Genomic DNA, 15,770 nt, shown 5'->3' on the forward strand with positions numbered 1-15,770 from the left:
GGCCCTGATCATTTCTGAAAAAAAATCAGTCTTTCAGTGCTTTCTCGACACCGGCACCGTAGGCCGGATCCACTTTATAAAACAGCGCCAGCTGGCGTGTCTGTGTTTCCTGCGAGGCATGTTTCAGTTCGCCGGCGATACGGGCAAACATACGCTGATGTTCTTCTGCCGACAGCAAATTGAACAGCAATCCCGGCTGAGTGAAGTAATCCTCATCCTCGCGATGATTCCAGTGATCGGCGGCACCTTCAATGCTCAGTGGCGGTTCGCTGAAATCCGGTTGCTCCTGGAACAGACCGGCGCTGTTTGGCTCGTAGGTCACGCCGTTGCCGCTGTTACCGTCCACCCGCATTGCGCCGTCACGGTGATAGTTATGGAACGGGCATTTCGGCGCGTTCACCGGGATCTGATGATGGTTCACACCCAGACGGTAGCGGTGCGCATCGCCGTAGGAGAACAGACGCCCCTGTAGCATGCGGTCCGGAGAGAAGCCGATGCCCGGCACCACGTTGGCCGGGCTCATGGCGACCTGTTCCACTTCGGCAAAGTAGTTTTCCGGATTGCGGTTCAGTTCGAATTCACCCACTTCAATCAGCGGGTAATCCGCATGCAGCCAGACTTTGGTCAGGTCAAACGGGTTGTACGGCAGTTTTGAGGCGTCGGCTTCCGGCATGATCTGCACGAAAAGTTTCCAGCGCGGGAAATCGCCGCGTTCAATGGCATCGTACAAATCACGCTGCGAACTTTCGCGGTCGGTGCCGATCAGTTTTTCTGCTTCGTCATCCATCAGGTTTTCAATACCCTGCTGGCAGCGGAAGTGGAATTTCACCCAGAAACGTTCGTTTTCTGCATTGATAAAGCTGAAGGTATGGCTGCCGAAACCGTGGATATGACGGTAAGACGTTGGCAGACCGCGGTCACTGACGTCGATGGTCAGCTGATGCAGGGCTTCCGGCAGGTGGGAGAAGAAATCCCATTTGTAGGCCGGATTACGCAAGTTAGTGCGCGGGTCGCGTTTTACCACATGGTTCAGGTCCGGGAATTTCAGCGGATCACGCAGATAAAACACCGGCGTATTATTCCCGACTAAATCCCAGTTACCTTCTTCGGTATAAAACTTCATTGAGAAGCCGCGAATATCACGTTCCGCATCCGCCGCGCCGCGCTCGCCCGCGACGGTAGAGAAACGAACAAACATGTCAGTTTGCTTGCCGATTTCGGCGAAAATCTTCGCGCGGGTGTAGGCGGTAATATCATGGGTGACGGTGAAAGTACCGTGAGCGCCGGAACCTTTGGCGTGCATACGGCGTTCAGGGATCACTTCCCGGTCAAAATGCGCTAATTTTTCAAGAAACCAGACATCCTGCAAAAGCAGCGGTCCACGGCGTCCCGCAGTTATCACATTATTATTATCGACAACCGGTGCGCCGGCTGCGGTGGTTAAACCTTTCTTGGTCATAACAAATTCCTTCCAGTGAAAACGGGTGTAGGTGTAAAGAGAGACTCTGAGGGGTTTTTTAGCCTTCTCTGTTTGCGGGGTGTGTCCCTAAGCCAAATTAACTCTACCCATTAGAAATAAACCATATGTTGATCAGGGGCAAATAGGTGGGAGTTATCATTTCGATGGGAATACTTCATTTCATCAATGAAATCGATGTTTCTTACAATTTTCACTGCTCAGATGAATGCTTAAAGTTCCAAAAAGTTGTTACGACAGAGTGAATTGCTTTAGACTTCGTGCGGAAGATTTAATGTCGTTTAGCTATTATTTGGGAAAAATAATGAAAAAGATCCTTGTCGCTGGCGCTGCCGCCAGCCTGATGTTCGCTGCTGCCTCTGCGAACGCGATCAGTGTTAACGGTGAAGTTGGTGAACATTACACTCATCTGGGCGTGGGCTTCGGTACCACTTCTCCGGGGCTGGCATTGAGCGGTGATTACACCCATAACGATGACGACGGTGATGTGGCAGGTTTAGGATTAGGCTACAACATTCCGCTGGGTCCGTTTATGGCGACCGTGGGCGGTAAAGGCCTGTACACCAATCCGAAAGACGGCGACGAAGGTTATGCGGTTGCTGTTGGCGGTGGTCTGCAACTGCCTATCGCCAAAATGTTCACCCTGTACGGTGACTACTACTATTCCCCGGATTCCCTGTCCAGCGGCATTGCTAACTATGAAGAAGCCAACGCCGGTATTCGTCTGACGGCGATCCCACTGGTTACCGTGAGCGTGGGTTACCGCTACATGGCAATGGATGGCAAAGACGGCAACCGCGACAACGTGGTGGCAGACGGCGCATACCTCGGTGGCGCGATTAATTTCTGATTTTGTCTGAAGCAAAATCCGGAGGCTCGCATTCGTGCGGGCCTTTTTGTTTTCTGCCGTAGGAAGATTGTTTTTCTGCTTCAGGCTTTCTACAGTGGAATGACAAAAAAACAGAAGGAGAACGGGATGCTTAGGGTTGAGATGCTGAGTACGGGTGATGAAGTGCTGCACGGCCAGATTGTGGATACCAATTCGGCATGGCTGGCGAATTATCTGTTTGAGCAAGGTTTACCGATGACCAGCCGCGAAACCGTGGGTGACAGTCTGGACGCGCTGGTGGCTGTGCTTAAAGAACGCAGCCATATCGCCGATGTGCTGATCGTCAACGGCGGCTTAGGGCCAACGACGGATGATCTCAGCGCGCTGGCGGCGGCAAAAGCCTGCGGCGTGGAGCTGGTGGAAGACGCGGGCTGGATTGCCACCATGCAGGCGTTCTTCAATGAGCGTGGCCGTCCGATGGCCGATTCCAACCGCAAGCAGGCGCAGATCCCGGCCAATGCCGAACTGCTGGATAATCCGGTCGGCACCGCCTGCGGCTTCAGCGTGAAACTTAACCGCTGTCAGATCTTCTTCACGCCGGGTGTACCTTCTGAATTCAAAGTGATGGTGGAGCAGCAAATCGTTCCGCGTCTGCATAAACAGTTTCCGGCGCTGGAAGCCCCGTTATGTCTGCGCCTGACCACCTTCGGACGCGGCGAAAGTGATCTCGCCACCGAGCTGGATAAACTCGAACTGCCGGAAGGCGTGGTGATGGGTTACCGCTCTTCCTCACCGATTATCGAACTGAAAGTCACCGGCCCGCGTTCTCAGGAAGCGGCGATGCACAAAGCCTTCGAACGCGTGCGGGAAGTGGCAGGGGAGAGCACTATTTTTGAAGGGCTGGGCAGCCTGCCGGATCGTCTGGCTGAACGCCTGCTGGCGCAGGATTTGCGTCTGGCGGTCAGTGAAAGTTTCACCGGCGGCCTGCTGAACTGGCGTCTGCAAAGCGCCGGGGTTCCGCTGGTCGATGGCGAGTTATTGCCACAGGGCGACGAAGCCTCACCAGAGAAATTCCTCGAATGCCTGCTGTCACGCGCGCAAAATCTGGCAGAAACTACCGGCGCACAACTGGCGCTTGCCGTCGGGGCGCTGTCTGGTGAGGAATTGAGTCTGGCACTGCACACGCCATCCGGCACCAGCGGATTAACCATTCGTTACACTGCGACGCGTCACGGTCTGGCATTACGTCAGGAGACGATGGCAATGGTGGCGATGGATATGTTGCGGCGCTATCTGAATGGCTGGGAGCCGGTGGCGGATTATCCGTGGTTGGATCGCGTTGCTAAGGTTTAGCTTTAGCTCCCTCCCCTGCGAAGGGGAGGGCTGGGGTGGGGTATTAAAGCAAAATCAAAGAGTTGAGGTTGGCTTTGATGAGATGTCAGCCCTTAAAACCCCCTCCCGTCCTCCCCCTTCGCAGGGGGAGGCGTAAAGACTAAAACGCAATCTCAATATCCCCGACCGGCATGCAACAACACGGCAAGATCTCGCCGTCGGAGATAAAAGCCAGCGGTTTTTCACTGTAGGTGACTTCACCGTTGATCAGCTTCATCCGGCAGGATCCGCAATAACCTTCACGGCACTGGTATTCCACTTCAACCTGATGATGTTCAAACACTTCCAGCAAATTCCGGTGTCCGGCTTTGCAGGCCAGTTGCTGGCCGTTTGCTGAAAGTGTGATGGTTCTGTCGGTCATTTACAGCTCGAAATCACTCAGGTCATCGGCGTGAACTTCAGAATCAATCTGACCCACCAGATAGGAGCTGACTTCCACTTCCTGCGGGGCAACCTGCACGTTATCAGACACCAGCCAGGCATTGATCCACGGGATCGGGTTTGAGCGGGTTTTGAACGGCGCATCCAGACCTACCGCCTGCATACGGATGTTGGTGATGTATTCCACGTACTGACACAGAATGTCTTTGTTCAGGCCGATCATCGAACCGTCTTTGAACAGGTATTCTGCCCAGTCTTTTTCCTGCTGCGCGGCAAGCACGAACAGGTCATGACATTCCTGCTGACATTCCTGCGCGATTTCTGCCATTTCCGGGTCGTCCTGACCTGAACGCAACAGGTTCAGCGCATGCTGAGTCCCGGTCAGATGCAGGGCTTCGTCACGGGCAATCATCTTGATGATTTTCGCGTTGCCTTCCATCAGTTCACGTTCGGCGAACGCAAAGGAACAGGCGAAGCTGACGTAAAAACGGACGGCTTCCAGCGCGTTGACGCTCATCAGACAGATGTAGAGTTTTTTCTTCAGCTCGCGCAGGTTCACCACGACAGTTTTGCCGTTGACCTGATGGGTGCCTTCGCCCAGCAGATGATAGTAGCTGGTCATCTCGATCAGCGTGTCGTAATAACCGGAGATGTCTTTCGCGCGCTTGAGGATTTCTTCGTTAGTCACGATATCGTCAAACACAATCGCCGGATCGTTCACGATGTTACGGATAATGTGCGTGTAAGAACGTGAGTGAATGGTTTCTGAAAACGCCCAGGTTTCGACCCAGGTTTCCAGCTCGGGAATGGAGATCAGCGGCAACAGCGCCACGTTCGGGCTGCGGCCCTGAATGGAATCCAGCAGGGTCTGGTATTTCAGGTTGCTCAGGAAGATGTGTTTTTCATGTTCCGGCAGCGCCTGAAAATCGATACGGTCGCGGGAAACATCAATCTCTTCCGGACGCCAGAAGAAGGACAGTTGCTTTTCGATCAGTTTTTCAAAGATTTCATGCTTCTGCTGGTCGAAACGGGCAACGTTAACCGACTGGCCAAAGAACATTGGCTCAAGAAGCTGATCGTTTTTATTCTGGGAAAAAGTACTGTAAGCCATGACGTTAACTTCCTCGGAATGCTCGGCAAAAACCCCCTGACGGGGGTTTTGAATAATAGTTTTTAGTTAAAACAGACGGTTAGATTTTGCAGGCGCCGCTTTCGCAGTCGTCAGCCACGTCGGCTTTCATGTCTTCCTGCACATCATCAGCCCCGTCGCGGGTGTTCTGATAATACAGAGTTTTCACGCCAAATTTGTAGGCCGTCAGCAAGTCTTTCAACAACTGTTTCATCGGCACTTTGCTGTTCGGGAAGCGCGACGGGTCATAGTTGGTGTTGGACGAAATCGCCTGGTCGATGAATTTCTGCATCACGCCAACCAGTTGCAGGTAACCGTCGTTGTTCGGCATATCCCACAGCAGTTCGTACTGATCTTTCAGACGCTCATATTCCGGCACCACCTGACGCAGGATCCCGTCTTTCGACGCTTTGATGCTGATGTGGCCGCGTGGTGGCTCGATACCGTTGGTGGCGTTGGAGATCTGCGAAGAGGTCTCGGAAGGCATCAGCGCGGACAGCGTGGAGTTACGCAGGCCGTGGGTTTTGATGCTTTCACGCAGTGTATTCCAGTCCAGATGCAGCGGCTCATCGCAAATCGCATCCAGATCTTTCTTGTAAGTGTCCACCGGCATGATGCCTTGTGAATAGGTGGTTTCGTTGAACCACTGACACGCGCCTTGTTCTTTCGCCAGCTCGTTGGAGGCTTTCAGCAGGTAATACTGAATAGCTTCAAAGGTTTTGTGCGTCAGGTTATTGGCGCTGCCGTCGGAATAACGCACGCCGTTTTTCGCCAGATAGTACGCGTAGTTAATCACGCCGATACCCAGCGTACGACGGCCCATCGCACCACGTTTCGCGGCTTTGATCGGGTAATCCTGATAATCGAGCAGGGCGTCGAGGGCACGAACCGCCAGCACCGCCAGCTCTTCCAGATCGTCCAGGCTCTCGATGGCACCGAGGTTGAAAGCAGACAGCGTACACAGCGCGATTTCGCCATTTTCGTCGTTTACGTCATCCAGCGGTTTGGTTGGCAGTGCGATTTCCAGACACAGGTTGGACTGGCGAACAGGCGCAATAGCCGGATCAAACGGGCTGTGGGTGTTGCAGTGGTCAACGTGCTGAATGTAGATACGGCCGGTGGATGCACGTTCCTGCATCATCAGCGAGAACAGCTCAACCGCTTTCACTTTCTGCTTACGGATGCTGGCGTCCTGCTCGTATTTCTCGTACAGACGCTCGAACTCGTCCTGATCGGCAAAGAACGCATCGTACAGGCCAGGCACGTCAGACGGGCTGAACAAAGTGATGTCGCCGCCTTTCACCAGACGCTGATACATCAGTTTGTTGATCTGCACCCCGTAGTCCATATGACGGACGCGGTTGCCTTCCACACCACGGTTGTTTTTCAGCACCAGCAGGCTTTCAACTTCCAGATGCCACATCGGGTAGAACAATGTCGCCGCACCACCACGAACGCCGCCCTGAGAACAGGATTTCACGGCTGTCTGGAAATGCTTGTAGAACGGGATACAACCGGTGTGGAACGCTTCGCCGCCACGGATCGGGCTGCCCAGTGCACGGATGCGACCGGCGTTGATGCCGATACCGGCACGCTGGGAAACGTATTTCACGATGGCGCTGGAGGTCGCGTTAATGGAATCCAGGCTGTCGCCACATTCGATCAGTACGCAGGAGCTGAACTGACGGGTTGGGGTGCGTACGCCGGACATGATTGGCGTAGGCAGGGAAATCTTGAAGGTCGAAATCGCGTCGTAGAAACGTTTGATGTAATCCAGACGGGTCTCACGCGGGTAGCCGGAGAACAGGCAGGCCGCGACCAGAATGTACAGGAACTGTGCGCTTTCGTAGATATCGCCAGTGACACGGTTCTGCGCCAGATATTTGCCTTCCAGCTGCTTAACGGCAGCGTAGGAGAAGTTCATGTCACGCCAGTGGTCAATAAAACTGTCCATCTGCTCGAACTCTTCAGCCGTGTAGTCTTCCAGCAGATGTTTGTCGTATTTACCCATTTCAACCATGCGGGTGACCTGGTCGATCAGTTTTGGCGGTTCAAACTGGCCGTAGGCTTTTTTACGCAGGTGGAAGATCGCCAGACGCGCCGCCAGATATTGATAGTCCGGGGCATCTTTAGAGATCAGATCAGCCGCTGCTTTAATGATGGTTTCGTGAATGTCAGCGGTTTTGATCCCGTCATAGAACTGGATGTGTGAACGGAGTTCTACTTGAGAAACTGATACGTTTTGAAGACCTTCCGCTGCCCAGTCAATGACACGGTGGATTTTATCAAGGTTGATGCGTTCTGTGCGGCCATCACGTTTAGTAACAAGCAGACTTTGGTTCATTGGGTGCGATACCTTAAAGGTTTATAAAGGGTCTGACCTGGCCGCGTAAAACACGGGCGACAGCACAAGAGGTCCCTAGTGTGCTGGTCAGGATATAAACACAATATATTGTGGGTTTGTTATTTTCTGATGACAAGATAGTGACTGAATGGCCCTTTTGCAAGTGAACAAAACGGGCAGATTTGTGGATAAGTTGGGGAGAAATTTTCAGCTTCCGCCTGAGGAGTCCGTCATTGCTGGCGCGACAAACCTGTCAATATCTGAGATACGATTTTCTTATATTTTTATGAAAGGTGATCGACTGCCGGTTTATTAAACGTTAGAAAAAAACGCTATATTGATCTGGATAACTATTCTAAAAAATCATGTTAAGCCGCCCCCGCACACCAACGCGCTAAAAACTAAGGTTTTAACGCCCGGCCGCCCGTCCCCTAACGCAAATTCGCCCAAACCGGCTAAAAAAAGCGCTTGCATCCGCTGGCGATTTGGCGTTATCAGTGAGCGGGAAGCCGCTCACCGTCAGCCTTGCGCGTATCATTTTTCTCATTTTTTATCACACTTTCCTAAACAGGCAGCCCTGAGAAAACCAGTGATTTTATAAATACATATAATGAATATATTGAGTCATTTATATATTCTAAATTTATCATTAAGTCGTCTCTCTCACTCGCCTGTATTACCTTCGCCCGTCTTTAACCAGTGCGGGAATAAAATGTCGATGGTATTCAATAAAATTACAGTGTGTTTATTTTTAGCCTTTAATTTACTGCCATTGGCAGACGTTGCGCTTGGAGAAACCCTCCCGGCCTGTTCAGGCACGCAAATCACTGAAAGTTGCAACGCCAGTGCCACAACCCTGACCGATGAGACACTCAATACTTACACCGTCGCCGACGGGGCTGAAATGCAGTTCTCCGGGCTGACGGTCTCTGACGCATCAGGCGGTGCGGTTCATCTGGAAAGTAATACCTCGCTGGCGATCGTCCCCGAAGATTCCACCGGTTACAGCCTGTTTACTGACAATAAAAGCAATGGCAGCGGCGGCGCGATTTATGCCAACGAAGACTCGTCGGTTTATTTAATTAACACCGCTTTTACAGATAATGTCGCCAATGATTACGGCGGCGCCATTTACATGAACGGGTCGAACGATCGCGGTGTGGGTGACCTCACCATTATCAATGGCGTCTTTTCTGGCAATATTTCCGAAGAAGGTAAGGGCGGGGCGATTTACTCCCTGAATAATAAAGTTCGCCTGACCCATGTTTTATTTGAGAATAATCAGGCGCAAACCAGCGGAAACGGCAGCAACGGTAATGGCAGCGGCGGCGCGATCGACGCGACGGACAATACCACTGACTCTCACGGCAACATGATTATCACCAACAGCGAATTTACCGGTAATCAGGCGGAAGGAGAAGGCGGTGCCATCTTTACCAGCAGCGCGTCTACGCCTTTCCTCGTCGATATCAATATTGATGAAAACTATGAAGATAACGACGGCGTGGCGTACTACCACGATAACGTCGCCTACAACTACGGCGATGATGCGGACGCCGCAGCCGGTGGTTTCATGTATCTCGGCGACAGCGAAGCGGACTTTGATATTGCCGCAGATAAAACGCTGATCATCGGCAATACCGCCAACGACGGGGCTTATGATTCTATTGCCGGTGAAGGTGTCATATTCAAACGCGGCGAGGGTGAACTGGTGCTGAATGCCGACAACAGCGGCTTTACCGGCCTTTTCGATATTATAGAAGGCACGGTGACGCTGGGGCGCGACGATACCCTGATCAATGCGGGTGACACACAATGTCAGACTGAAGCGGGTGCCTGTCAGGGCATCGTGTTAGGCAGTGACACTGCCGTGAATGACACCGCAATCCTGAATGTCGGCAGCACACAGCAAACCTTCAAAAATACCTTTACCGGCTACGGAAACAGCACGCTCAATATTGATGCGGGCGGCAATGTGATCGTTAGCAGCGGTGCGATGGCGGGCACTACGTCAGGTGCAGGCGATCTGACCGTTGCGCAGAACGGCAGTTTTACCCTGACCGGCGCGCAGTCTATGGGGCTGGATGGCGACATTGTGGTGGAACAAAACGCTGTACTCAGCGTTCAGGGCGATGCAGACGATTTAGCCCTGTTGCAGGCGGATCCGCAGTCCATTGTGTTAGAGGGCGGCGTGCTGGATTTATCGGATATGTCGACCTTCAACGGTGAGACAAATCAGGTCAGCGACGGCCTGACGATCACCGGGACCGGCGGCACCGTGATCGGTAACGACGATCTGGTGACGCTCGGCGCGGGTAGCGGTTATCACATCGGTGACGGCACCTCTGCCGGTGATGGTGTGTATGTCGTGATTGATGCCGGAGCCGGGCGCGTCACGCTGGCGGATAACAACGCTTATCTCGGCACCACGCAAATTGCTTCCGGCACCTTGCAGGTCACCGACAATTCTCAGCTGGGCGATGAGGCGTATAACCGTCAGGTGATTTTCACCAATCCGGCGCAGGCCAGTACGCTGGATGTTTCCGCACCAGCAGACGGCAGCGGGCAGGTCGATACCACATCAGCACAAACCGGCAAGGCGCGGGACATTGAAATGCGGGCCTCAGGGACGATGCAGGTGGACGACGGCGTAACCACGCAATGGGGCGGTTTAATGGCCGACAGTAGCGGCGCGCAGGCGGACGTGAACAGCACGTTCACGAAAACCGGCAACGGCACGCTGATTCTGGACGCAACAGGCAGCAGCCATTCCGCCGTGCGTGTCGAGCAGGGCACCTTACAGGGCGGGGCGGAAAATATCCTCGCCAGCGCGTCTTCCCTGTATGTCGGCGACCATGCCACTTTTGAAACCGGGCTGGATCAGCAGGTGCAAAGCCTCGATGTGACCTCCGGCGGGACGGTGGTGATTTCCGAGGGTACCCAGCTGATGCTGACCCATCAGGACACTTCTGCGGCGCTGGATGCCAGCCTGTTTGCGGATACGGACGGCACGCTGGTCAACGCCACGTCCGGCATGAGTCTGCAAGGCACGCTGAACACCAATATGTCCCTTGATGCCTTAACCTATCTGGCCGGTGTCACGGTGAATGGCAATCTGGATAACAGCGCAGGAACCGCCAGCCTGCAAAACGGCACAGCGGGGGATACGCTGACGGTGAACGGTGATTACACCGGCGGCGGCACCGTTGCGCTGGATACTGAACTGAACGGCGATGCATCGGCCACCGATCAACTGATCCTCAATGGCAACACGTCCGGAGATACCGCGCTGGCGATTGTGCCGGTCGGCGGTATCGGGCAGGCCACGCAAACCGGCATCAAAGTTGTCGATTTTGTTGCCGACCCGCAAACGAATAATAACGCGGCAGATTTCCATCTGGCGGGCGATCAGCAATATATCAATATGGGGGCCTACGACTATTCGCTGGTGCAGGATAATCAGGACTGGTATCTGCGTTCGCAGGTGGTGACGCCAGATCCGCAACCTGAGCCGGTGCCCGGTGGTGACGATTTTACACCGGTGCTGAATCCGAAAATGGGCGGCTATATGAGTAACCTGCGCATCGCCAATAACGTCTTCAGTATGACGGCGCAGGATCATGCCGGTGCCGATCACGATCATCTGAAATTGCGTGTGGATACCGCGCGCGACAGCGCCACCTTTGGCAATCAGATTGACAGCCACAACGACACGTCGGTGGCGCAACTCAGCGCCAATTTCCTGCAACATTCTGCGGGCAATGGCGAGTTACTGGCGGGTGTGGTGGCGGGCTACAGTCATAACAGCGGCGACAGCACCAGCGTGCTGACCGGACGTAAATCCGACAATGACAGTCAGGGTTACGCCGTGGGGCTGACCGGTGCCTGGTATCAGGATGCGCAGGCGCATCAGGGAGCCTATCTCGACAGCTGGCTGCAATATGCCTGGTTTGATAACAGCGTCAGCGAAGACGGCACGGGCGACGATAATTATCACTCCTCCGGTCTTCTGGCCTCACTGGAAGGGGGTTACCGTTTCACCCTGATGCAGGGAGATCAGTGGAACTGGACTCTGCAACCGCAGGCGCAGGTGATTTATCAGGGCGTGAAACAGAAGGATTTTACCGCGTCGAATCAGTCTAAAGTGGCACAAGAGGGCGATAATAACGTTCAGACGCGCTTAGGGTTGCGCAGCGAATGGGATATTCAGACGGCACCGGCGCTGCATCTCAAACCTTTCATCGAGGCGAATTACCGCCATAACAGTGCGGAAACGTCCCTGAATGTCGATGGCGCGAATTTTAGCGATAACACCGCAAAAGACAGCGCGGAACTGAGTGCCGGTATCAGCGGCAACCTTGGCGCGAATACCACCGTCTGGGGCAAAATCGGACAGCAAAAAGGGTCGGATGATTTTTCGCAAACCGAAGGCTCAGTCGGGTTGACTGTCCGCTGGTAAAACGGCCGGAAAGAAAGCATAAAAAAAGGGTGACAGACGGATCTGTCACCCTTTTTTGCTGGTCGTGTTTTACAGGGCCTGCGTGTGGATCATGTAGTTCACATCTACATTTGGCCCGAGCTTGAAATGGTCGGTCAGCGGGTTGTAGTGCAGACCCATAATGTGACGCTCAAACAGCGATGTGCGGTCGATCATACCCAGCAATTCAGAAGGCTTGATGAATTTCTTGATGTCGTGCGTGCCCTTAGGCACCATTTTCAGCACATACTCAGCGCCGAAAATCGCCATCAGCCAGGCTTTATTGTTACGGTTGATGGTAGAGAAGAACACATGACCGCCGGGTTTCACCAGGCGCGCGCAGGCGGCAACGACAGAAGCCGGATCCGGCACGTGCTCGAGCATTTCCATGCAGGTCACCACATCATATTGCTGCGGATGTGCGTCGGCATGAGATTCTACCGTTTCCTGTACGTAATCCACTTTCACGCCACTTTCCAGCGCATGTAAACGTGCCACCTGTAATGGCTCACCGCCCATGTCCAGACCGGTAACATTCGCACCTGCTACCGCCATGCTTTCACTCAAAATCCCGCCACCACAACCTACATCCAGCACCTTCTTGCCGAACAGGCCATCAGCGCGTTCGAGAATGTAGTTCAGGCGCAGCGGATTGATACGGTGCAGCGGTTTGAATTCGCCTTCCAGATCCCACCAGCGCGAGGCGACGGCCTCAAACTTGGCGATTTCTTCGTGGTCGATGTTTTGTGTTGCTGAGGACGGTGTGGTTGCCATGAGCGTGATGAACTCCTTATAACTTGATTAGCGGATTATACATATTCCATCTGCTTTGGCGCAGTTTTGTGGTTCTGGTTAATGTTTATACGAAATGCAGCCGTTTGCGCAAAGGTTTGAAACGCGTTGGATAATAGTACGCAAAAGGGGGCGGTTGTTTTCCACGTTTGGCAGGTTTGTGGTATAGTTTTACACCTTTGCGCTATATATGCCTACGTGGGCAGCGGCCATGAATAATCAGTAGAGGGATAGCAGCTCCATGAGCGACCTTGCCAGAGAAATCACACCGATTAACATCGAAGAAGAGCTGAAAAACTCTTATTTGGATTATGCGATGTCCGTTATTGTCGGACGTGCGTTACCAGATGTGCGCGATGGTTTGAAACCGGTGCACCGCCGCGTACTTTTCGCAATGAATGTCCTCGGTAACGACTGGAATAAAGCCTACAAAAAATCGGCCCGTGTGGTCGGTGACGTTATCGGTAAATATCACCCGCACGGTGATACCGCGGTGTATGACACCATTGTTCGTATGGCTCAGCCTTTCTCACTTCGCTATATGCTGGTGGACGGCCAGGGTAACTTCGGTTCGGTGGATGGCGACTCCGCCGCCGCCATGCGTTACACCGAAATCCGCATGTCAAAAATTGCTCACGAACTGCTGGCAGACTTAGAAAAAGAAACTGTCGATTTCGTGCCTAACTATGACGGCACCGAACAAATTCCTTCTGTGATGCCAACCCGTATTCCTAACCTGCTGGTCAACGGCTCGTCAGGTATCGCCGTCGGTATGGCAACCAACATTCCGCCGCATAACCTCACCGAGGTGATCAACGGCTGTCTGGCATACATTGAAGATGAAAACATCAGCATTGAAGGGCTGATGGAACACATCCCGGGGCCGGACTTCCCGACGGCGGCGATCATCAACGGTCGTCGCGGCATCGAAGAAGCTTACCGTACCGGTCGTGGCAAGATTTACATCCGCGCCCGCGCGGAAGTGGAAGCCGATGCGAAAACCGGTCGCGAAACCATCATTGTTCACGAGATCCCGTATCAGGTGAACAAAGCCCGTCTGATCGAAAAGATCGCCGAGCTGGTGAAAGAAAAACGTGTTGAAGGGATCAGTGCCCTGCGCGATGAGTCTGACAAAGACGGCATGCGTATTGTCATTGAGATCAAACGCGATGCGGTCGGCGAAGTGGTGCTGAACAACCTGTATTCACTGACCCAGTTGCAGACCTCTTTCGGTATCAACATGGTGGCACTGCATCAGGGTCAGCCGAAAATTCTCGGCCTGAAAGAAATCCTGTCTGCCTTCGTCCGCCACCGCCGTGAAGTGGTGACACGCCGTACCATTTTCGAACTGCGTAAAGCCCGCGACCGTGCTCATATCCTCGAAGCACTGGCCATCGCGCTGGCAAACATCGACCCGATCATTGAACTGATCCGTGCTGCACCGACGCCGGCTGAAGCGAAAGCGGGCCTGGTGGCGCGTTCATGGGATCTGGGCAACGTTGCCGCGATGCTGGCAAGTGCCGGTGACGATGCAGCCCGTCCTGAATGGCTGGAGCCGCAGTTTGGTATTCACGATGAAAAATACTTCCTGACTGAACAACAGGCGCAGGCCATTCTGGATCTGCGTCTGCAGAAACTGACCGGCCTTGAGCATGAAAAACTGCTGGATGAATACAAAGAGCTGCTGGTACAAATCGCCGAGCTGCTGTTCATCCTGTCCAACCCTGAACGTCTGATGGAAGTCATTCGTGAAGAACTGGAAGCGATCCGCGATCAGTATAACGATCCGCGTCGTACCGAAATTACGGCCAATACGTCTGACATCAACATCGAAGACCTGATCAATCAGGAAGACGTTGTGGTGACCTTGTCGCATCAGGGCTACGTGAAATACCAGCCTCTGACCGATTACGAAGCGCAGCGTCGCGGCGGTAAAGGTAAGTCAGCAGCACGCATCAAAGAAGAAGACTTTATCGATCGTCTGCTGGTGGCCAACACCCACGACACCATTCTGATGTTCTCAAGTCGCGGACGTCTGTACTGGATGAAAGTCTATCAGTTGCCGGAAGCCAGCCGCGGTGCCCGTGGCCGTCCTATCGTCAACCTGTTGCCGCTTGAGCCGAACGAACGTATTACCGCCATTCTGCCAGTACGCGAGTACGAAGAAGGCCGTCATGTGTTCATGGCGACCGCCAGCGGTACCGTGAAGAAAACCGCCCTGACTGATTTCAGCCGTCCACGCAGCGCTGGCATCATCGCCATCAACCTTAACGAGGGTGATGAGCTGATTGGTGTTGACCTGACTGACGGTAAAGACGAAGTCATGCTGTTCTCTGCGGCCGGTAAAGTGGTGCGCTTCTCTGAAGAAGCGGTCCGCTCAATGGGCCGTACGGCGACCGGTGTACGCGGTATCCGTCTGGGCGAAGGCGACAGCGTTGTGTCGTTGATCATCCCACGCGGCGACGGGTGTATTCTGACTGTGACGCAGAACGGTTTCGGTAAACGTACTGAATCGACCGAATACCCAACCAAATCCCGTGCAACGCAGGGCGTTATCTCGATCAAAGTGAGCGAGCGTAACGGACCGGTTATTGGCGCGATCCAGGTGGATGAAGCCGATCAGATCATGATGATCACCGATGCCGGCACACTGGTGCGTACCCGCGTTTCCGAAGTGAGTACTGTTGGCCGTAACACCCAGGGTGTGACGCTGATCCGTACCGCAGACGACGAAAACGTGGTGGGTCTGCAACGTGTTGCAGAACCGGTAGAAGACGAAGAACTGGATGGCGTAGCCACCGAAGCGGGCGAACTGGAAGCAGCACAAGCGGCTGACCTGCCAGACGACGCAGAAAGTGAAGACGATCAGCCAGCAGATGACGAAGAAGAATAAGTCTTCTTAGTCAGATAACAAAAGGGCATAACATTTGTTATGCCCTTTTTTATAGA

Annotated in this window: 9 protein-coding genes; 4 read left to right on the forward strand and 5 right to left on the reverse strand. The window is 53.6% G+C overall.

What is annotated here, in order from left to right; genetic code table 11:
- Positions 1 to 25: 25 nt before the first annotated feature.
- Positions 26 to 1,459: a catalase gene (locus EDF78_RS08915; RefSeq protein ID WP_119822567.1), complete on the reverse strand. Its 1,434-nt coding sequence runs from the start codon at positions 1,457 to 1,459 to the stop codon at positions 26 to 28.
- Positions 1,460 to 1,781: 322 nt separating this feature from the next.
- Between EDF78_RS08915 and EDF78_RS08920 the strand changes: the two genes are divergently transcribed.
- Both EDF78_RS08920 and EDF78_RS08925 read left to right on the forward strand, forming a co-directional pair.
- Complete coding sequence (locus EDF78_RS08920) at positions 1,782 to 2,327, forward strand: YfaZ family outer membrane protein (protein WP_095922823.1); 546 nt, start codon at positions 1,782 to 1,784, stop codon at positions 2,325 to 2,327.
- A gap of 126 nt (positions 2,328 to 2,453) precedes the next feature.
- Positions 2,454 to 3,659, forward strand: coding sequence for a nicotinamide mononucleotide deamidase-related protein YfaY (locus EDF78_RS08925; protein WP_133822937.1), 1,206 nt, complete (start codon positions 2,454 to 2,456; stop codon positions 3,657 to 3,659).
- A gap of 139 nt (positions 3,660 to 3,798) precedes the next feature.
- On the opposite strand, the gene yfaE is transcribed toward EDF78_RS08925, so the two are convergent.
- The 3 genes from yfaE to nrdA form a co-directional block, all read right to left on the reverse strand.
- Complete coding sequence (gene yfaE / locus EDF78_RS08930) at positions 3,799 to 4,059, reverse strand: class I ribonucleotide reductase maintenance protein YfaE (RefSeq protein WP_095922821.1); 261 nt, start codon at positions 4,057 to 4,059, stop codon at positions 3,799 to 3,801.
- Positions 4,060 to 5,190 carry a class Ia ribonucleoside-diphosphate reductase subunit beta gene (gene nrdB, locus EDF78_RS08935; protein ID WP_095922820.1) on the reverse strand — a complete coding sequence of 377 codons (1,131 nt, stop codon included), beginning with the start codon at positions 5,188 to 5,190 and terminating at the stop codon, positions 4,060 to 4,062.
- A gap of 79 nt (positions 5,191 to 5,269) precedes the next feature.
- Positions 5,270 to 7,552, reverse strand: coding sequence for a class 1a ribonucleoside-diphosphate reductase subunit alpha (gene nrdA, locus EDF78_RS08940; protein WP_133822938.1), 2,283 nt, complete (start codon positions 7,550 to 7,552; stop codon positions 5,270 to 5,272).
- A 712-nt stretch (positions 7,553 to 8,264) separates the two neighbouring features.
- Here nrdA and EDF78_RS08945 point away from each other — a divergent pair.
- Positions 8,265 to 12,011, forward strand: a complete 3,747-nt coding sequence (locus EDF78_RS08945) for an autotransporter outer membrane beta-barrel domain-containing protein (protein ID WP_243839433.1) — start codon at positions 8,265 to 8,267, stop codon at positions 12,009 to 12,011.
- Between the two features lie 69 nt (positions 12,012 to 12,080).
- On the opposite strand, the gene ubiG is transcribed toward EDF78_RS08945, so the two are convergent.
- Positions 12,081 to 12,803, reverse strand: a complete 723-nt coding sequence (gene ubiG, locus EDF78_RS08950; protein WP_133822939.1) for a bifunctional 2-polyprenyl-6-hydroxyphenol methylase/3-demethylubiquinol 3-O-methyltransferase UbiG — start codon at positions 12,801 to 12,803, stop codon at positions 12,081 to 12,083.
- 259 nt (positions 12,804 to 13,062) lie between these two features.
- Between ubiG and gyrA the strand changes: the two genes are divergently transcribed.
- Positions 13,063 to 15,714: a DNA topoisomerase (ATP-hydrolyzing) subunit A gene (gyrA, locus tag EDF78_RS08955; protein WP_095922817.1), complete on the forward strand. Its 2,652-nt coding sequence runs from the start codon at positions 13,063 to 13,065 to the stop codon at positions 15,712 to 15,714.
- Positions 15,715 to 15,770: the final 56 nt, after the last annotated feature.

Source organism: Rahnella sp. BIGb0236 (assembly GCF_004364755.1).
In the GTDB taxonomy this organism is placed as follows: Bacteria; Pseudomonadota; Gammaproteobacteria; order Enterobacterales; family Enterobacteriaceae; genus Rahnella; species Rahnella victoriana.